Below are 19128 nucleotides of genomic sequence, written 5' to 3'. Positions count from 1 at the left end.
ATAAATGGCCTATAGATAATCATCATCGTTACTAGCGTTCGTATCGATGTCAACATTCGTTAATTCGTTAACGATGTCCTCATGTACTTGCACTTGCAATGTTTCTTGATCTTTCATAAATTTGAATACACCATTATTGAAATCCGTACCATGTTCTTTAAAGAAAATCCCTTCATACATTACCTGCTTTGTATGATTAAAAATTAGACGGTATCCATTTTGTTCTTTTACTAAATATGCACGTACACCTTTTTCATATTGACCTTCAGGGTTTTTCAAAAAACGAGCGACCGAAATGATATGAAGATCAACAAATGGGATTTCACGTAATAACGAATTAATAATCGAACCTTTTGCAATCTGCTCCCAACGACTTTGCGCTGTTTGACCGAGAACAATTTGGGTGATGTTTTTTTCTCTAGCTACTTCTGCGATTACCTTAGAGATTGGTCTTGATTCCTTGTCTTTAATGATAAACGCATCCGCACTATGACGTTCAGCTAACTCTTTCCATCTAGAAATATAGTTTGACTTTTCTGCATCCAGCTCATCAAACGGTTTGGAATCAACCGTTAGAATATAGAGTGGACAATCAAGCATATTAGCTAATTTACAGCCTCGTTGTATAAGACGTTCACCGTTAGGACCGTAATAAACGCAGACGAGAATACTTTCATCCATGCGTTCTTTTCCATTTATCATGATTTTTTTCACCTCAGGTATAGATGTGAATGATTTACACCATTAATAATAAACTATGTATGACTATAACGTATGCTACTTTATGAGTCAATGGATTTCTTAAATTATCCAAATGAACAAATATATTTATATTCTTTTACTAATAGTAAGGTTAGACATCGTTTCCATTATAAATACCTTTTTGACTTAAGTTCATCAAAATAGAACCAATTTAAAGGAGGGAAATTAAAAATGACTTGGTTACATTTTATGATATTGTTTCCATTTATGTTTGCCTTAATTGTGCCTTTTATTTATAAAAGGCTGACGCCGCGAATTCATACTGGCTGGTTTGTACTATTTGTGCCATTTCTTATTTTTATCTACCTGTTGACGTACATTCCAAAAGTGGCAAAAGGAGAGGTGTTTACTTCTGCGGTTAAATGGATACCAGCCTACGGTATTAACTTTATAACCTATTTAGATGGGCTTAGCTTAGTTTTTGGATTGCTGATTGCTGGGATAGGAAGTTTAGTCATTTTATATTCTATTTTCTATTTATCAAAGCATCGCGAGGCGTTGCATAACTTCTATGTATATTTATTGTTATTTATGGGAGCGATGCTTGGGCTAGTATTGTCTGATAATTATTATGTTTTGTATGTTTTTTGGGAAATTACGAGTGTGTCGTCCTTTCTGTTAATTGCTTATTGGTATGAAAGGGACCGTTCTAGATATGGTGCACAGAAGGCAATGTTGATTACTGTTTTTGGCGGACTTGCGATGCTGGCGGGTTTGATTATGCTTTCTATTATGGCAGATACAACCAGCATAAGAGAAACGCTGCTTCAACTTGATTTAATTCAAGGCCATGCTTTATTTATACCAGCAATGATTCTCATTTTGCTAGGGGCATTTACGAAGTCTGCCCAATTTCCGTTTAGTATTTGGCTTCCTGATGCCATGGAAGCACCGACTCCAATCAGTGCTTATTTACATTCGGCAACGATGGTTAAAGCAGGAATTTATTTAGTTGCTCGTCTAACTCCTATTTTTGGCGGGACGATGGAGTGGTTCTGGATTGTTGTAGGAATAGGCATTTTTACTTTACTATATGGCTCCTTTAATGCCGTGAAGCAGACAGATTTAAAAGCATTATTAGCGTATTCAACCATTAGTCAATTAGGATTAATTATGAGTCTGCTTGGCTTGGGTTCTGCTGCAATGTATAAAGGGTTAGCTGTAGAAGAAGCAGGGCTGTATGCAACAGCGATTTTTGCAGCGATTTTTCACTTAGTAAATCATTCCACCTTTAAGGGCTCTTTATTTATGGTCGTAGGAATAATTGACCATGAAACCGGTACTCGGGATTTGCGGAGACTTGGCGGGCTTATTCACTTAATGCCAGTTTCCTTTACCCTTACTGTAATTGGCGGTTTTTCGATGGCTGGTCTTCCACCATTTAATGGTTTCCTAAGTAAAGAAATGTTCTTTACCGCTGTTGTGCAAGCATCGGAAATGGAAATATTTAATCTTCAGCATATTGGAATTTTTATTCCTATTATAGCTTGGATTGCTAGTGTATTAACGTTTGTTTATTGCATGGTATTAATTTTTAAAACATTTAGAGGGAAAAATAAAGCACCAAAACTAGATAAGGTGGTGCATGAGGCACCGATTGGCTTGTTACTCTCGCCTATCATCCTAGGTGCGCTTGTTATTCTTTTCTTCTTTATTCCAAATGTTGTCTCGAAGTTTTTGCTAAAACCAGCATTTGCAGCCGTGCTGCCAACACTTGCGCATACGGTCGAGTCGAAAAAAATTAGTGCTTTCCATGGATTTAATACAGAGCTTTGGATGACGATTGGTGTGGTGGGATTAGGCACGATACTATATTTACTTTTACGAAAATGGTATAAGATTTATCGTTTATATCCACAAGCCTTTACATTAAGTAATTTATATAATCTAGGTTTGGAATATCTGGAGAAATTCTCCAAGTCCATTACTGATTTTTATATGACTGGCTTTTTACGTGATTATTTAGTCTATATATTTGGCTTTATCATTTTAATCATTGGGGGATCCTTGTTCCTATTTAATGGTTTTACATTTGATATGTCACATGATTCACCAATTACTATCTTTGATATGGGAATAGTAATTGCAATGATAGTAAGTTCTGTCACGGTGCTGTTCTCCAAATCGAGAATTACATCTATTGTAGCGGTTGGAGCGCTAGGATTTCTTGTTTCATTTTTCTTTGTTCTTTTTAGAGCTCCAGATTTAGCACTTACGCAATTAGTAGTAGAAACGGTAACTACTGTATTATTCTTGCTGTGCTTCTATCATCTGCCGCAATTAAAGAAAGAAATTAGCAGGGTACCTTTTAAAGTGGTTAATGCCATTATTTCGATTGGCATAGGGCTAGTCGTTACACTGATTGCTCTATCTGCAAATGGAACTCATCTATTTGCTTCTATTTCAAGCTATTATGAAAACTCCTATAAACTGGCCGGCGCAAAAAATATCGTTAACGCCATTTTGGTAGATTTCCGTGGTATTGACACGATGTTAGAGATTCTTGTGCTTACAGTGGCAGGTTTGGGCGTTTATACGTTAATAAAGGTAAGACTAGTGGGAGGAGATAAGAATGAAGGAACCAAATGATATTATCATTCGAAGTGTTGCAAAGGTTGCTGTCGTCATTATCCTCACCTTTGCGATCAACCTTTTTGTCTCTGGACACCATTTTCCAGGTGGCGGATTTATTGGCGGTCTTACCTTTGCGGCAGCGATTATACTGCTTTTTCTTACCTTTGATATTGAATCCGTACGAAAGAACCTTCCTGTTGACTTTAAAGTATTAGCGGGAGTTGGCGTGTTAATCGCTGTTTTGACAGGGGTAGGGGGAATGATATTTGGGGAAGCATTTTTAACCCAAGCCTTTGGATACTTTGATCTGCCGATTTTCGGAAAAACAGAGTTGGCGACTGCAGTCCTTTTCGATGTGGGTGTGGCTCTTGCCGTTATCGGGACCGCCATAACAATTATTATGACAATAGGGGATGATCGATAATGGAGACGTTAATGTCTATTCTTGTAGGTGTCTTATTCTCTATCGGAATCTACCTTATTTTAACAAAGACATTATTACGAATTATTTTAGGGACATCTATTCTTGGTCACGGTGTAAACTTGCTTATTATTACAATGGGTGGATTGAATAAGGGAGGGCCACCTCTCTTAGGTATAACCGATCATACTTTTGCAGATTCTCTGCCTCAGGCATTGCTGCTTACGGCCATTGTCATAAACTTTGCAACAACAGCTTTATTTTTAGTACTAAGCTACAGAGCATATAAAGTACTAGGCACCGATGATACAGATTTATTAAGGGGTAATGAGGATGAATAATATTGTCATTTTGCCGATCATCCTTCCTATCGTATTTGCGATGATCATGGTTATTTTTCGAGATAAAGTTATCCTTCATCGGATATTAAGCTTAGTAGCAGTTTTTTCTGTTTTTATTGTGGCGTGTGTTTTAATTGATCAAATTAAAACAGACGGGATTCAGTCCATTCAATTAGGAGGATGGGAGGCGCCGTTTGGTGTAAGTATGGTTGCCGATATGTTTGCAGCAATTCTTGTTCTCGTTACGAGTGTTATTGGGTTTTGCTGTTTGCTGTACGCATTTCATTCGATTGGGGAACAATTGGAGAAGTATTATTTTTATCCGTTATTCTTGGTTTTGATAACAGGTGTAAACGGTTCTTTCCTTACAGGAGATATATTTAACCTATTTGTTTGTTTTGAAGTAATGCTTGTTGCTTCATATGTCCTGATTTCATTAGGAGGAACAAGGGTTCAGCTAAGAGAATCGATTAAATATATACTGATAAATATTATTTCATCCTTTCTGTTTCTCGTTGCAATTGCTTATTTATACGCCATTACGGGAACGCTAAATTTTGCTCATTTATCTGTCCGTATTGCAGAGGTTGGTCAAGGCGGGCTTATGACGACGGTAGCAATTTTATTCCTAATTGTATTTAGCTTAAAAGCTGGATTGTTTTTATTCTTCTGGCTACCAGGCTCTTATAGTGCACCACCAACAGCGATTTCTGCTATCTTTGCTGCGCTGTTAACCAAGGTAGGAATGTATGCGATTATTCGAGTGTTTACCTTGATTTTTTATCATGAAGTTCACATTACCCATTTATTAATTGGAATTCTCGCAGCTATTACAATGACCCTTGGAGCAATTGGAGCTGTAGCCTATAGAGATATCTATAAAGTGATGACCTATAATGTGGTTATTGGTGTTGGGTTTATTTTAGCGGGTGTTGCTACGTACTCAACAGTGGGGATGACTGGTTCCATCTACTATTTCATTCATGATATGGTGATTAAGGCACTTATCTTTCTACTGGGAGGCACAATTATTCATCTGACTGGAACAAGTAAATTAGATGAGATGAGTGGATTGATTCGTTTGCACCCGCAATTAGGCTGGATGTTCTTTGTTGCAGCTTTATCCTTATCAGGAATTCCTCCACTAAGTGGATTTTTAGGAAAAATATTTATTACAGAGGGTACCTTTACTGCAGGATATTACTGGTTAGGTGCATTTGGACTGATCAGCAGCTTATTTGTCCTTTATTCTATTATGAAAGTATTTATGGCTGTGTTTTGGGGCTATACCGATTTAACACTAGAACAAGAAAAAGGGACCACGAAGGGATTAATGCTGCCAATAGCTTTCCTTACTTTCTTAACCATTGCATTAGGGATAGGGACAGAAGGGATTCATGAATATGTAGATTTGGCAGTTGAAGGCTTGATGGACCCCAATTATTATGTCAAAGCTGTTTTAAGCAATAATTAAGGGAATTTAAGTAGTAAATAGACAGAAAGGGGTGGTATCCATGCCTATGCAGATATTGATCAACTTATTAATCGGTATCATCTGGATGTTTTTACAGGACACATGGAATGTCTTAACATTTTTCACTGGTTACTTGTTCGGTATACTAGTTTTATTTATCTTGCGTCGCTATTTGCCAACTAAATTTTATTTAGAAACATTTTTTGCGGTCGTAAAGTTATTTTTTGTTTTTATTGAGCAGCTGTTTACCTCAAGTGTTGTTGTGATTAGGCAGATAACAAGGCCAAGATTAAATATTTCCCCAGGAATATTTTCGTTAGAAACGGAATTAGAGGGGGAATTGGAAGTCTCCTTACTAGCTCTATTAATGAATTTAACTCCTGGTTCTGTTGTAGTAGAGGTTACTTCCGATAATAAAAAGTTCTTTATTCATGCAATGGATATCCCTGCACAAAAGGAATCCATCTTTCGTTCAAAGGAAAAATTCGAAATGGCCATAAAGAGGGTGACTCGCTATGATTGATCAATTATTGGTTGGATCGTTAATTTTACTGATTATATCTATTCTTGCAACAATATATCGTCTTATCAAAGGACCGTCAGCACCTGATAGAATACAGGCATTAGATAGTTTAGGAATCAATCTAATTGCAGGAGTAGCGATTTTTTCCGTTCTGCTTCGGAATACAGGTTTTTTTGAGGTGATTTTATTAATTGGAATTTTGTCGTTTATTGGAACGATTGCTTTTGCCCGATATATGGAAAGAGGTGTAGTCATTGAGCGAAAACAATCTGATTGAACTCATATCTGTTCTGCTTATATTCTGTGGCGCTATTTTTTGTTTTCTGAGTTCCCTTGGATTAATAAGACTGCCAGATGTATACACAAGATCTCATGCTGCATCCAAAGGTTCTACTATGGGAGTACTCTTTACCCTTGTTGGCACATTTGTCTTTTTTATTATAGAAGGTGTTTTTAGCATTCGCCTGTTCTTGGGAATTTTCTTTGTTTTTTTAACTTCTCCTGTCGCATCCCATGTCATTGTTCGTTCCGCTTATCGCTCAAAAGTTAAGCTTGCGGATATAACGGTACAAGATGATCTGAATGCTGAAATGGATAAAGAAGGGATAGAAACAGTGGAAGTAATTCATAAATAAAGGGAAAAAAAGATATAGAAGGCCAGCGATTTTTAATTGACGAATTTTTGTGGATTCTATATAGTAAGAAAAGATATACCCGTACTGAAACGGGAGAGGTTCATAGCAAATACCCTCTATAAAAAACTATGGATACATGCAATTCACGCCATGTCCATAAAGGACATGGCTTTTTTGTTTGATTCAGCTAGTTTTTCTGCGTAAGGTAAATGCCTCTCTTTTAAGCAGTGTTGGGAAACACCAAACAAGGAGGACTTTTTCATGTCAGGAAGAAAGAACGAAGAAGGATTAACAGATTTAACTTTGTTAGGAAATCAAAATACTCAATATAAAAGTGATTATGCACCAGAGGTATTAGAATCAGTGGATAATCTTCATTCGGATAGAGATTATTTTGTGAAATTTAATTGTCCTGAATTTACAAGTCTTTGCCCAATAACAGGACAGCCTGACTTTGCGACAATGTATATTTCTTATATACCAAATAAGAAAATAGTGGAAAGCAAATCTTTAAAGTTGTATTTATTTAGTTTTCGCAATCATGGAGATTTTCACGAAGATTGTGTCAATATTATTATGAATGATTTAATAAAACTGTTAGATCCAAGATATATTGAAGTATGGGGAAAATTCACTCCAAGAGGCGGAATTTCCATCGACCCATGGTGTAATTATGGAAAACCGGGCACTAAATTTGAAGAGATGGCAGCACATCGATTAATGAACCATGATATGTACCCAGAAAAGGTAGACAATCGATAAGAAAAAAACCAGTCAGCGACTCGTTATGTAGAGTAGTTGACTGGTTTTTCTTTTGGATTAATAAGATTATGGCAAAATATTTCCAGCGGCACGATAAATGCTGTACCATTCTTCTCTTGTTAAATAAACGTCACTTGCTTTTATGCAATCAATTAATCGATCTACATTCATTGTGCCGATTACTGGCTGCATATTGGCAGGGTGACGCAATAACCAGGCAATCGCAATGGTTGTGTTACTTACTTGATATTTGTCTGCAATTTCATCAATTTGTTGATTTAATTCAGGGAATTTATCGTTGCCAAGAAAAACGCCTTCAAAGAAACCAAATTGGAATGGGGACCAAGGCTGAATCGTTATATCATGTAAGCGACAGAAGTCTAATATGCTGCCATCACGGTTAATGGCTGAGTCGTTTTCCATATTGACATTAATCCCATTAGAAATCATATTCGCATTTGTAATACTTAATTGCAATTGATTAGCCACAATTGGTTGTTTCACATATTTTTGCAATAATTGAATTTGCATTGGATTTTGGTTGGAAACACCAAAATGGCGAACTTTTCCTGATTGCTCCAAAATGTCAAATGCTTCTGCTACTTCTTCTGGTTCCACTAAAGCGTCTGGGCGATGGAGTAGAAGAGTGTCTAAATATTCGGTGTTCAATCTTTGTAAAATACCGTCTACTGATTGCAAAATATGTTCTTTGGAGAAATCGAACATTCCTTTTCTGATCCCGCATTTAGATTGTAGGATAATATTTTCGCGAACAGTTGGTGACATATGTATAGCGTCAGCAAATATTTCCTCACAGTCACCTTTTCCATAAATATCTGCGTGATCAAAGAAGTTAGCACCATGTTCTAAAGCAGTTTGGACAAATCGTTCTGCTTCCTTTTTTTCTAATGAATTTATACGCATACAGCCAACTGCCACTACTGGCACTTCTAAATTACTGCTACCTAGCTTCATAGTTCTCATGATTTCTACTCCTCCTAAACTATATGGAAAGCGCTTTTATTGTTTCCTCATTCATTTTGACATATGAACGGCTTAAACGGCAAATATTATGTACTTTTTATCCCGCTCTTAATCCTCCTCATACTGAAGGGAAATGAAGGAAACAAAGTTAGAATAACTGCCCTGTAAAGATCAAATAAGCGAACTAACCATCAGCAGTATTATGAGGAAAACCAACTGATGAAGGTTTCTTTATAAAAGAAATGAAAGATTTCCTATTTACTATCCCATACAAGTAGACATATAATTATCATAAAAAAGAAAACGCTTACAAGAAAGGTGGGAATAGAATGAAAGGTTTTATAAGGAAAGCGTTTATTATTGTAATACTTATTTTTTTGTTGTTTCCCTTTGGAAGTGAAAAATTTGTATCAGCGGCTTCTACAAATGGGACGATGATGCAATACTTTGAATGGTATTTACCGAATGATGGAAATCATTGGACAAGACTTCAAAATGATGCTGCAAATCTTTCTAGTAAAGGGGTAACGGCAGTTTGGATCCCTCCAGCATATAAAGGAACAAGTCAAAATGATGTTGGATATGGTGCTTATGATTTATATGATTTAGGGGAGTTTAACCAAAAAGGAACGGTCAGGACTAAATATGGTACAAAAGCCCAATTGAAATCGGCAATCGCTGAATTACATAAACAAAACATACATGTATATGGCGATGTAGTAATGAATCATAAAGGAGGAGCTGACTTTACAGAGACTGTAACTGCAGTTGAAGTAGATCCAAATAATCGAAACCGGGAAACATCCGGCGATTATCAAATTTCTGCATGGACAGGCTTTACTTTTCCTGGGAGAGGCAATACGTATTCTCCATTTAAATGGAATTGGTATCATTTCGATGGGACTGATTGGGATGAGAGTAGGAAAATAAATAGAATATATAAATTTCGGGGAACTGGTAAGGCTTGGGATTGGGAAGTCTCAAGTGAGAATGGTAATTATGATTATTTAATGTATGCAGACATTGACTATGAACATCCTGATGTAATCAATGAAATGAAAAAATGGGGAACCTGGTATGCAAAAGAATTAAATTTAGACGGTTTTCGATTAGATGCGGTTAAACATATAAAACATGATTACCTGCGGGACTGGGTAACACATGTAAGAAACCAGACTGGTAAAGAGATGTTTACTGTAGCGGAATATTGGCAGAATGATATTGGGCAGCTAAATAACTATTTAGCAAAGACAAATTATAATCAGTCTGTTTTTGATGCACCTCTCCATTATCATTTTCATTATGCATCTAATAGCAATGGAAATTATGATATGAGGAATATTCTAAAAGGAACTGTAATGGAAAGCAATCCTAGGCTGGCAGTTACTTTAGTGGAAAACCATGATTCCCAGCCAGGACAATCTTTGGAGTCTGTTGTAAGTACATGGTTTAAGCCCTTAGCCTATGCTTTCATTCTAACAAGAGCTGAAGGATATCCATCTGTTTTTTATGGAGATTACTATGGAACGAAAGGGAATAGTAATTATGAGATTCCTTCTTTAAAAACGCAGTTGGATCCGATTCTAACTGCTCGCAAAAACTATGCATATGGTTTGCAACGTGACTATATTGATCATTGGGATATTATCGGATGGACTAGAGAGGGAGAGGCTGCAAGGGATAAATCAGGACTGGCGACGTTAATAACAGATGGTCCTGGAGGATATAAATGGATGGAAGTAGGAAAACAAAATGCTGGAGAAGTCTGGTACGATATTACAGGGAATAGAAAGGAAACAGTCACTATTAATAATGATGGCTGGGGCCAATTCTATGTAAATGGCGGTTCTGTTTCTATTTATGTACAAAAATAATAATAAAGAGAAGAGTTAGCCAATCTTACTGGAGCAACTCTTCTCTTTTTTCGTTCTCTTAATCCTCCATCGTAGAAAGATCGCCTGTTGGAAGACCAAGCTCCCAAGCTTTCAGTACTCGTCTCATAATCTTCCCACTCCGAGTTTTTGGCAGCTTTTCACAGAATTCGATTTCTCTTGGAGCAGCATGAGCAGCCAAGCCGGTTTTTACAAATAATCTTATCTGCTCTTTTAATTCATCCGTTTGCTCATAGCCATCAACCAATGCAATAAAGGCTTTGATAATTTCCCCTCGAATTGGATCCGGTTTACCGATGACGCCAGCTTCTGCCACTGCTGGAAATTCGATTAATTTACTTTCCACTTCAAATGGTCCAACTCTTTCTCCAGCAGTCATAATAACATCATCAACTCGCCCTTGGAACCAGAAATATCCCTCTTCATCCATATAAGCAGAGTCTCCTGAAACATACCATTCATCATGTTGGAAATAGCTATTAAATTTTTCTTGGTTGTTCCATATTGTATGCATCATCGAAGGCCAGCCTTTTTTTATGGCTAAATTCCCCATTTGGTTTGGCGGCAGAATGTTGCCATTGTCATCTAAAATTACTGCTTCAATTCCCGGTAATGGTTTCCCCATTGAACCTAATTTAATATCCATACATGGTAAATTGCATATTAGTTGAGCACCAGTTTCCGTCATCCACCAAGTGTCATGGATACGATGTCCAAACACATCGTATCCCCATCGAATTACCTCGGGATTCAGTGGTTCGCCAACACTTAATATATGACGTAACGAAGAGAGTGTATATTTTTCTGTTACCTCCTCTCCAGCCGCCATTAGCATTCTAAAGGAGGTAGGAGCACTATACCAAACAGTTACTCCAAAAGTTTCGATCGTTTTATACCATACATCAGGACTAAAGCGACCTCCTGCCACAACATTTGTTGAGCCTGTAAGCCATGGCCCAAAAATTCCGTAGGAGGTACCTGTAACCCAGCCAGGATCAGCTGTGCACCAATATACATCCTCCTCTTGTAAATCTAATACCCATTTTGCCGTTTGATAATGTTGGATCATAGCATTGTGAACATGAAGCACACCTTTAGGCTTTCCTGTTGACCCAGAGGTATAGTGAAGGATTAAACCATCCTTGCGATCGACCCATTCTATGTCTAATTCTGTAGATGCTGTTTGAAAGTAATGAAGGAAATCCTTTGTTTTATCGTCTTCTTGGATATTTTCACCGACAATAAAAATAGTTTCGAGAGCAGGTAATTCTGTATGTGGAATTCTATTTACTAGTTCAGGTGTGGTTATAATTACTTTTGCTTCACTATCATAGAGACGGTCTTTCACCGCATCTTCCATAAAGGCTTCGAACAATGGGCCGACAATGGCACCTAGTTTGATTGCTCCAAGTAAAGCAAAATATAACTCTGGGGAACGAGGCATAAAAATAAACACTCGATCTCCCTTGTTTACATTTCCTACATCCTTTAATACATTTCCAGCTTTATTGGAGAATTTCTTTAAGTCTTTAAATGTGTATGTTTCTTTTCTTGATGGATGAAAATAATGGAGGGCTACTTTATTGGCGCGGTAGTTTTCAGCATGACGATCAATAGCTTCATAGGCCAAATTAATTTTTCCAGTCTGATGCCATGAAAAATCCTTTTCTGCTTGATCCCATTTGAAATGTTGGTACAGCTCCTCATAGTTTTCAAGGTTATGTCTGCCTTTTACAGGTGGAAACGCTTCCAATTTCATTAATACATCCCCCTCATTTCAATATTTTTACAACACCATTATAATGGGTAAACACTATATATACAATTTTAATGTTGTAATTAAATAAATATTCCTACGTTGTAGAAAAATAGGGAGAATGTACGGGATAAAAGATTACTATAAAACTCCATCTTATTAGATATAGTAAATTATCAATAAAATTAGTAAATAAGCAAATAAAGATATAACTTGGAACTTAAGAACAGAGTAAAACCTTTTATTAAATTTTTGAGAAGGAAGAGGCTTCTCCTTCCATTCTTCTAAATAATCATTACTTTTTAGAATAACATGATGGAACCGTCTGAAACTGAATGTTACTCCGTCGAAAAAACCGCCCTTAGCAATATACATAAATAGAAAAATAACAATATAAAAGAAAGTTAAATAAAAGACGGCATTAATATAATGAACAAAAGAATATGACGATGAAGAGATAAAAAAAGAATGAATGTAAGAAAGAGATTTATAAGAAATATAGACCATTTTTTATTTTGCATGAAGTTTCACCTTTTTTAATTAAGTTTTTAATCACGAATAAAAGTATTTTACCTTAACTCTAATTGAAAGTACATTTTTAGAAAAAGGGATAGAAATTCAATATTTCAGAAAACCAGTATTTTTATTTACCTTTTACACTAAAAGTTGTAATAGACCACTGTTATGTGAAACAGCACTCGCTAAAAAATTCTAGTATAATAAAATAATCTGCTAATATATGGAGAAAAAGTATATTGGCATATGGATATATTTTACAATAGTGGGGCCTTTTGAAGTATTTTTCCCCTCTTTTTTGATAATAATTTTTAGAATTTTATCAAAAAAGTAAGCGTTGTCTTTATTGTTTTAATGCAGTATAGTACTGTTTTAGTATAACAATATTTGAAATTATCTCTATATTTAGTCTTTACAACTCTACTAGAATAATAGTATACTCTCTTTAGCTTCTTTTTTAGATGTAATTTACAGAATAATATAACAATGGGGGGTCTTTTTTAATGAAGCGCAAATTTACTTGGCTGCTTTCACTGACGTTAGTGTTAAGTGTATTTTTAGCGGCATGTTCTGGTGGCGACGACAAAGGGTCTAAAGGTTCAGATAAGTCAGCAGAAAATAAAGATGTAGAACAAGTATTAAACTTAATTAACGGAGATGCAATTCCATCCATGGATCCATCAATGGCTACGGATGAATACGGTTTCCAATTCTTAGGAGCTACTATGGAAGGTCTTTATCGTTTAGGTAAAGATGCTAAGGTAGAACCAGGTATTGCAGAATCTCACAAAGTATCTAAAGATGGTTTAACTTGGACATTCAAGTTACGTGAAGATGCTAAATGGTCAAACGGAGATCCTGTAACTGCTAACGATTTCGTTTATGCTTGGCAGCGTGCAGTAAATCCTGACACTGGTTCTGAGTACGGTCCATATATGATGGGTGGCGTAATCAAAAACGCTACAGAAATCAATAAAGGCGAAAAGAAAGTAGAAGAACTAGGAGTTAAAGCAGAAGACGACCATACTTTAGTTGTTGAACTTGCTAACCCAACTGCGTATTTTGAATCATTAACAACATTCGGTACATTCTTACCATTAAATCAAAAATTTGTGGAAGAAAAAGGCGATAAATTCGCGACTAGCTCTGACACTCTTTTATCAAACGGTCCATTTGTTTTAGAAAACTGGGAAAGTACTGCGCAAAAGTGGAATCTTGCTAAAAACGACACATACTGGGATGCAGATACAGTTAAGTTAGAAAAAATCAACTATGTAGTAGTAAAAGACGCTCAAACAATGGTTGACCTATATGAAAAAGGCGAAGTTGACCGTGCTTCATTATCATCAGACTTAGTTGACCAATACTCTTCTCATGAAGACTATACAGTTAAAGCTGATAACTCAGTGTTCTATCTAAAAATTAACCAAACAAGAAACAAAGCGCTTGCTAATAAAAACATCCGTGCAGCGATCAGCCGTGCGTTTGATAAAGAGTCATTAGTTAACACTATCCTAAACAATGGTTCTTTAGTTTCTAACGGTTTAATTCCAGCTGATTTCACTCCAATGACAGATGGCAGCGGTGATTTCCGTAAAGTTAGTGGAGATTTAGTAACATATGATACTGCTGCTGCGAAAGAATTCTGGGAAAAAGGCCTAAAAGAATTAGGTACTAAATCTGTAGAAATTGAATTCTTAGGTGGGGATACAGACGTATCGAAAACAATGAATGAATACTTAGCTAATCAGTTACAAACAAACCTACCAGGTTTAAAAGTAACATTGAAACAAGTACCATTTGAACAACGTTTAGACTTAGATAAAAACCAAGATTATGATCTTCAATTAGCTGGTTGGAGTCCTGACTACCTTGATCCATATACTTTCTTAAGCTTATGGGTTACGGATGGCGGAAATAACAAAATGGGTTACTCAAATCCTGAGTACGACAAGTTGTTAGAAGAAACGACAACAACTCTTGCTACAGACAATGAAGCTCGTTACCAAAACTTCTTAAAAGCTGAAAAAATTCTATTTGATGATGCAGCAATCGCTCCTGTATATCAACGTGCTGGCGCATTCCTATCATCACCAAAAATTCAAGGCTTAATTGATAATCCATTTGGACCAACTTATGAATACAAATGGGTATCTATAGGATCTGCAGAATAATTTTGCTTTTATGAAAAATTCGATGCTATGAAATAAGAGGGAGTGTATGCTTTTATAGCATATACTCTCTTGTATTTTTGAGTAGGAAAATTCTGATTATAGCAAAAATAAATTATTATGCTATAATAAACAAAGAAAATTAGGAGGTGCACAGATGGCTCGATATCTTCTTCGACGTTTATGGTATATGTTCATCACGTTATTCATTATCGCGACAGTCTCCTTCTTCCTGATGAAATTCCTTCCGGGAAGTCCGCTGCAGGCAGAAGATAAGTTAAGTGAAGAACAAAAAACAATCATTTTGGAAAAGTATGGACTGAACGATCCTATTCCAGTTCAGTATGTTCGTTATTTAGGAAACCTTGTGCAAGGGGATTTAGGGGTTTCGTTTAAATTTGATAATACCCCTGTTACAAAAATTTTATCATCAAAAATCGGTCCTTCCGCGCTTCTAGGTGGACAGGCATTAGTGTTAGGAACAGTGCTTGGGATTCTTCTAGGCTTGATAGCTTCGATTTATAGGAATGGTCCAATCGATTACACCTCAACAGTTATTGCCGTACTGGGAACATCGGTTCCTTCGTTCGTATTTGCCGGACTATTACAATATTTCTTTGCAGTAAGATGGGATATACTGCCTGTTGCGCTTTGGGGCGGTTTTGAATATACGATTCTACCAACCATTGCACTTGCAATCTCTCCATTAGCGGTTGCGGCGAGGTTTACAAGAACAGAAATGATTGAGGTATTGCATTCAAATTATATAACGACAGCTCGTGCAAAAGGTGTTACAGAAGCAGGAATTATCTTCAAACATGGATTGCGCAATGCACTGATTCCGCTAGTTACCGTTATAGGTCCAATGGCCGTTGGTTTAATGACAGGATCATTGGTTATAGAGAAAATTTTTGCTATTCCTGGAATTGGGGAGCAATTTGTTACATCTGTTACTGTAAATGATTATCCAACAATTATGGGAACAACCTTAATGTTTGCTTTTGGCTTTGTTATTATAATTTTAATCATTGACCTCCTATATGGATTAATTGATCCGAGAATTAGAATTGCAGGAGGAAAAAAATAAAATGGATAAAAAGAATCTTAATCAAATAGATAAAAATTTATTTAGACCTCTTAAGCAAGAAGAGAATACAAGTGAGAAAATTTCTGCACCAAGCAGAACATTTGCTCAGGATGCAAGAAGAACGTTATTAAAAAACAAGCCGGCAATTGTCAGTATATTTATAATACTATTAATAATCGTAATGAGTATTATTGGACCACATATGAATGACTACGGAAACGATGGACAGAACCTTTCCCGTGCGAAGCTTCCTCCTAGAATACCAGTTTTAGAGAATGTTTCTTGGTTAGGCTTAGATGGTACATTATCTGGTAGATATGAAGGTACGAATGTAGAGGATGCAACTGCAAAAGCAATGGCTCGATATAAAAGTACAGATGAGTTTGTTGATATCAAAGTTTTAGAGGAAGGCGACGGCACAAGAAATTCTGCTGCCGTAAGAGCAACCTACCATATTTATGAAGCAAAAGATATGGATGATACGTATTTCTGGTTTGGTACGGATACACTGGGCCGTGACCAATGGACAAGGCTTTGGGAAGGTACTCGCGTATCATTAATCATTGCGTTTGTCGCTGCTATACTCGATTTATTAATCGGTGTAACGTATGGCGGGGTATCTGGATTCTATGGCGGAAGAGTCGATAACGTCTTGCAGCGTATCGCTGAGATATTAGTAGGAATACCAAACTTAGTAATTATTCTATTAATGATGCTGATTCTCCAGCCAGGAATTGTCTCTATTGTTATTGCCTTAGCGATTACAGGATGGATCGGAATGTCTAGGATTGTTCGTGGTGAGGTACTTAAACTTACCAACCAAGAATTTGTACTGGCAGCAAGAACATTAGGAACGACAAATGGTACAATTATTAGAAAACATTTAGTTCCGAATATTACGGGGATAATTATTGTTAATACTATGTTCTCGATTCCTGGAGCTATCTTCTTCGAAGCATTCCTAAGCTTTATCGGACTTGGTATTGTTCCGCCTAATGCTTCATTAGGGGCATTAATTGAACTAGGATTTGCTAATTTACGATTGTACCCATATTTATTAGTTTTCCCAGCGACTGTATTGTCAGTATTAATGATTGCATTCAATATATTAGGTGATGGATTACGTGATGCATTCGATCCTAAAATGCATAAATAAGAGAGTAGGTGTTTATAAATGAGTAAATTATTAGAAGTCAAAGATTTAAGAGTATCATTTAACACCTACAACGGTGAAGTACAAGCTGTTCGCGGTGTGAGCTTTGAATTAAATAAAGGGGAAACATTAGCAATTGTAGGAGAGTCCGGTTCTGGTAAATCCGTTACGTCCAATGCTTTAATGAGACTTCTTCCTGAACCGCAAAGTGTCATCAAAAGTGGAGAAATATTATTTGAAGGCGAAGATCTTGTAAAAAAGTCAAAAAAAGAAATGCAAAAAATTCGCGGAAAAGATATTTCCATGGTGTTTCAAGACCCGATGTCTTCTTTAAACCCAACAATGAAAATTGGTAACCAAATCATGGAAGGCTTAATAAAGCATCAAAATATGAATAAGTCTGATGCAAAAAAGCGTGCCTTAGAATTACTCGAATTAGTTGGTATTCCACAAGCGGAAATCCGCATTAATCAGTTTCCGCATCAATTCTCAGGTGGAATGCGTCAACGTGTGGTTGTAGCGATTGCTCTTGCGTGTAACCCAAAGATTTTAATTGCCGATGAACCAACAACAGCACTTGATGTTACGATTCAGGCACAAATCCTAGAATTGATGAAAGATATTCAAAAGAAAACAGATAGTGCGATTATTTTTATTACACATGACCTTGGTGTTGTGGCGAATGTGGCAGACCGTGTTGCTGTTATGTATGCTGGAAAAATTGTTGAAATTGGCACAGTAGATGATATTTTCTATAATCCAAAGCATCCATATACTTGGGGATTGATTGGATCGATGCCAACCCTAGATAGTACGGATGAAGAGCTTTTCGCTATCCCTGGAAGCCCGCCGAATATGTTAAAGCCTCCAGCAGGAGATGCATTTGCGCCTAGAAATCAATTTGCGCTAGAAATCGATACAGTAATGGAGCCGCCAATGTTTAAAGTTTCTGATACGCATTATGCTGCAACCTGGTTATTGCATGAAGATGCACCAAAGGTTGAGCCGCCAGAAGCTGTTAAGCAAAGAATGCTTGGTTTCTCCAAAACAGGTCGCAAGGACGGTGAAAAACGTTGACTAGAGAAAAATTACTAGAAGTAAAAAACTTGCAAAAACACTTTTCCGCAGGTAGAGATAGAGTCATTAAAGCCGTTGACGGTGTATCCTTTGATATTTTTAAAGGAGAAACTTTTGGTCTGGTTGGAGAATCTGGTTGTGGAAAATCAACAACAGGTAGAACAATCATCCGTCTTTACGATGCAACAGGTGGAGAAGTGAAATTTGAAGGCGAAGATGTGCACGGAAAAAAATCAAAGGCAGAGCTTCGCAAATTTAATCAAAAAATGCAAATGATTTTCCAAGATCCACATTCTTCTCTAAATCCACGCATGACTGTACTTGATATTATTGCAGAAGGAATTGATAATCATAATCTTGCAAAAACACCAGAAGAGCGTCGTCAAAGAGTCGAAGAACTCCTTGAAGTAGTTGGGTTGAATAAAGAGCATGCCACACGCTTCCCGCACGAATTCAGCGGCGGTCAAAGGCAGAGAATTGGGATTGCTCGCGCCCTAGCTGTTGAGCCAGATTTCATTATCTGTGATGAGCCTATTTCTGCACTAGACGTTTCTATTCAAGCACAGGTAGTAAATCTTTTGAAAAAGCTTCAAAAAGAGCGTGGATTGACTTATTTATTTATTGCCCATGATCTTTCCATGGTAAAATATATTAGTGATCGTATTGGTGTTATGTATATGGGGAATATGGTAGAGCTTGCAGAAGCAGATGAATTGTATGAAAACCCAATTCACCCATACACAAAATCATTATTATCCGCAATTCCACTTCCAGATCCACGATATGAACGTGAGCGCAAGAGAATTGCATATGATCCATCTGTACATGATACTAGTGAACCGGCTGAGTTAAGAGAAGTAACTCCAGGTCACTTTGTACGCTGCACAGAGAAAGAACTAGAGAAGTATAAAAAAGAATTAAGCCTTAAGAAAAACTAATTTAACAAAATTTACTCTATTAAAGAAGACCCTTCCAAATAATCCTTGCCAACGTGCAAGGA

General features: G+C 36.7%; 18 protein-coding genes and 1 riboswitch. Of the genes, 14 read left to right on the top strand and 4 right to left on the bottom strand.

The features are described 5' to 3' along the window. Positions 1-9: 9 nt before the first annotated feature. Complete coding sequence (locus BCI01S_RS05315) at positions 10-702, bottom strand: universal stress protein (RefSeq protein WP_047940928.1); 693 nt, start codon at positions 700-702, stop codon at positions 10-12. 231 nt (positions 703-933) lie between these two features. On the opposite strand from BCI01S_RS05315, the gene BCI01S_RS05310 reads away from it, so the two are divergent. The 8 genes from BCI01S_RS05310 to queF all read left to right on the top strand — a co-directional run bounded on the left by BCI01S_RS05310 (position 934) and on the right by queF (position 7492). Further along, positions 934-3351 (top strand): Na+/H+ antiporter subunit A, encoded by a 2418-nt coding sequence (locus BCI01S_RS05310; RefSeq protein ID WP_047940927.1) that lies wholly within the window; start codon positions 934-936, stop codon positions 3349-3351. Next, positions 3335-3760, top strand: coding sequence for a Na(+)/H(+) antiporter subunit B (locus BCI01S_RS05305; RefSeq protein ID WP_047940926.1), 426 nt, complete (start codon positions 3335-3337; stop codon positions 3758-3760). The genes BCI01S_RS05310 and BCI01S_RS05305 overlap by 17 nt, the downstream gene beginning before the upstream one ends. Then, entirely contained in the window at positions 3760-4098 is a 339-nt protein-coding gene (locus tag BCI01S_RS05300) for a Na(+)/H(+) antiporter subunit C (protein WP_047940925.1), read from the top strand. Before BCI01S_RS05305 ends, BCI01S_RS05300 begins: the two co-directional genes overlap by 1 nt. Beyond that, entirely contained in the window at positions 4091-5572 is a 1482-nt protein-coding gene (locus BCI01S_RS05295) for a Na+/H+ antiporter subunit D (RefSeq protein ID WP_047940924.1), read from the top strand. The genes BCI01S_RS05300 and BCI01S_RS05295 overlap by 8 nt, the downstream gene beginning before the upstream one ends. Positions 5573-5612: 40 nt before the next feature. Beyond that, positions 5613-6095, top strand: coding sequence for a Na+/H+ antiporter subunit E (locus tag BCI01S_RS05290; RefSeq protein ID WP_047940923.1), 483 nt, complete (start codon positions 5613-5615; stop codon positions 6093-6095). After that, positions 6088-6372 (top strand): Na(+)/H(+) antiporter subunit F1, encoded by a 285-nt coding sequence (locus tag BCI01S_RS05285; protein ID WP_047940922.1) that lies wholly within the window; start codon positions 6088-6090, stop codon positions 6370-6372. The genes BCI01S_RS05290 and BCI01S_RS05285 overlap by 8 nt, the downstream gene beginning before the upstream one ends. Next, positions 6350-6730 (top strand): monovalent cation/H(+) antiporter subunit G, encoded by a 381-nt coding sequence (gene mnhG, locus BCI01S_RS05280; RefSeq protein WP_047940921.1) that lies wholly within the window; start codon positions 6350-6352, stop codon positions 6728-6730. Before BCI01S_RS05285 ends, mnhG begins: the two co-directional genes overlap by 23 nt. Before the next feature lie 89 nt (positions 6731-6819). Further along, a riboswitch (PreQ1 riboswitch) is annotated at positions 6820-6866 on the top strand. A 125-nt stretch (positions 6867-6991) separates the two neighbouring features. Beyond that, positions 6992-7492, top strand: coding sequence for a preQ(1) synthase (gene queF, locus BCI01S_RS05275; protein ID WP_047940920.1), 501 nt, complete (start codon positions 6992-6994; stop codon positions 7490-7492). Between the two features lie 66 nt (positions 7493-7558). Here queF and BCI01S_RS05270 read toward each other — a convergent pair whose 3' ends face one another. After that, positions 7559-8476: an aldo/keto reductase gene (locus BCI01S_RS05270; RefSeq protein ID WP_047940919.1), complete on the bottom strand. Its 918-nt coding sequence runs from the start codon at positions 8474-8476 to the stop codon at positions 7559-7561. A 329-nt stretch (positions 8477-8805) separates the two neighbouring features. Here BCI01S_RS05270 and amyS point away from each other — a divergent pair, with 329 nt between their 5' ends. Continuing rightward, the gene (amyS, locus tag BCI01S_RS05265; protein WP_047940918.1) at positions 8806-10350 is read left to right on the top strand and encodes an alpha-amylase; all 1545 of its coding nucleotides are present in this window, start codon (positions 8806-8808) and stop codon (positions 10348-10350) included. Positions 10351-10408: 58 nt separating this feature from the next. Here the strand turns inward: amyS and acsA are convergent, their stop codons facing one another. Next, positions 10409-12127 (bottom strand): acetate--CoA ligase, encoded by a 1719-nt coding sequence (gene acsA / locus BCI01S_RS05260; RefSeq protein WP_061797056.1) that lies wholly within the window; start codon positions 12125-12127, stop codon positions 10409-10411. 156 nt (positions 12128-12283) lie between these two features. Next, positions 12284-12499 (bottom strand): DUF3899 domain-containing protein, encoded by a 216-nt coding sequence (locus tag BCI01S_RS25890; protein WP_235844442.1) that lies wholly within the window; start codon positions 12497-12499, stop codon positions 12284-12286. Between the two features lie 644 nt (positions 12500-13143). Here BCI01S_RS25890 and BCI01S_RS05255 point away from each other — a divergent pair. The 5 genes from BCI01S_RS05255 (at position 13144) to BCI01S_RS05235 (ending at position 19066) form a co-directional block, all read left to right on the top strand. After that, positions 13144-14814 (top strand): peptide ABC transporter substrate-binding protein, encoded by a 1671-nt coding sequence (locus BCI01S_RS05255; protein ID WP_061797055.1) that lies wholly within the window; start codon positions 13144-13146, stop codon positions 14812-14814. A gap of 154 nt (positions 14815-14968) precedes the next feature. Continuing rightward, the gene (gene opp3b, locus BCI01S_RS05250) at positions 14969-15898 is read left to right on the top strand and encodes an oligopeptide ABC transporter permease (RefSeq protein WP_047940914.1); all 930 of its coding nucleotides are present in this window, start codon (positions 14969-14971) and stop codon (positions 15896-15898) included. 1 nt (position 15899) lies between these two features. After that, entirely contained in the window at positions 15900-17054 is a 1155-nt protein-coding gene (gene opp3C, locus BCI01S_RS05245) for an oligopeptide ABC transporter permease (protein WP_047940913.1), read from the top strand. 18 nt (positions 17055-17072) lie between these two features. Next, on the top strand, positions 17073-18128 hold the full coding sequence (locus BCI01S_RS05240; RefSeq protein ID WP_047940912.1) for an ABC transporter ATP-binding protein: 1056 nt from the start codon (positions 17073-17075) through the stop codon (positions 18126-18128). Continuing rightward, on the top strand, positions 18125-19066 hold the full coding sequence (locus BCI01S_RS05235; protein ID WP_061797050.1) for an ABC transporter ATP-binding protein: 942 nt from the start codon (positions 18125-18127) through the stop codon (positions 19064-19066). Before BCI01S_RS05240 ends, BCI01S_RS05235 begins: the two co-directional genes overlap by 4 nt. Positions 19067-19128: the final 62 nt, after the last annotated feature.

Source organism: Niallia circulans NBRC 13626 (assembly GCF_001591585.1).
GTDB lineage: Bacteria > Bacillota > Bacilli > Bacillales > Cytobacillaceae > Niallia > Niallia circulans.
Note: the sequence above shows the minus strand (reverse complement) of the source record. Positions and strands in the feature narration are given on the sequence as shown.

Bases quoted from the DNA above. Each gene is read 5' to 3' on its own strand.
- BCI01S_RS05290 (WP_047940923.1), top strand. From the start codon at position 5,613: ATGCCTATGCAGATATTGATCAACTTATTAATCGGTATCATCTGGATG.
- BCI01S_RS05270 (WP_047940919.1), bottom strand. From the start codon at position 8,476: ATGAGAACTATGAAGCTAGGTAGCAGTAATTTAGAAGTGCCAGTAGTG.
- BCI01S_RS25890 (WP_235844442.1), bottom strand. From the start codon at position 12,499: ATGTATATTGCTAAGGGCGGTTTTTTCGACGGAGTAACATTCAGTTTC.
- opp3b (WP_047940914.1), top strand. From the start codon at position 14,969: ATGGCTCGATATCTTCTTCGACGTTTATGGTATATGTTCATCACGTTA.
- BCI01S_RS05255 (WP_061797055.1), top strand. From the start codon at position 13,144: ATGAAGCGCAAATTTACTTGGCTGCTTTCACTGACGTTAGTGTTAAGT.
- opp3C (WP_047940913.1), top strand. From the start codon at position 15,900: ATGGATAAAAAGAATCTTAATCAAATAGATAAAAATTTATTTAGACCT.
- acsA (WP_061797056.1), bottom strand. From the start codon at position 12,127: ATGAAATTGGAAGCGTTTCCACCTGTAAAAGGCAGACATAACCTTGAA.
- BCI01S_RS05310 (WP_047940927.1), top strand. From the start codon at position 934: ATGACTTGGTTACATTTTATGATATTGTTTCCATTTATGTTTGCCTTA.
- BCI01S_RS05300 (WP_047940925.1), top strand. From the start codon at position 3,760: ATGGAGACGTTAATGTCTATTCTTGTAGGTGTCTTATTCTCTATCGGA.
- queF (WP_047940920.1), top strand. From the start codon at position 6,992: ATGTCAGGAAGAAAGAACGAAGAAGGATTAACAGATTTAACTTTGTTA.
- BCI01S_RS05285 (WP_047940922.1), top strand. From the start codon at position 6,088: ATGATTGATCAATTATTGGTTGGATCGTTAATTTTACTGATTATATCT.
- BCI01S_RS05240 (WP_047940912.1), top strand. From the start codon at position 17,073: ATGAGTAAATTATTAGAAGTCAAAGATTTAAGAGTATCATTTAACACC.
- BCI01S_RS05315 (WP_047940928.1), bottom strand. From the start codon at position 702: ATGATAAATGGAAAAGAACGCATGGATGAAAGTATTCTCGTCTGCGTT.
- BCI01S_RS05305 (WP_047940926.1), top strand. From the start codon at position 3,335: ATGAAGGAACCAAATGATATTATCATTCGAAGTGTTGCAAAGGTTGCT.
- BCI01S_RS05295 (WP_047940924.1), top strand. From the start codon at position 4,091: ATGAATAATATTGTCATTTTGCCGATCATCCTTCCTATCGTATTTGCG.
- amyS (WP_047940918.1), top strand. From the start codon at position 8,806: ATGAAAGGTTTTATAAGGAAAGCGTTTATTATTGTAATACTTATTTTT.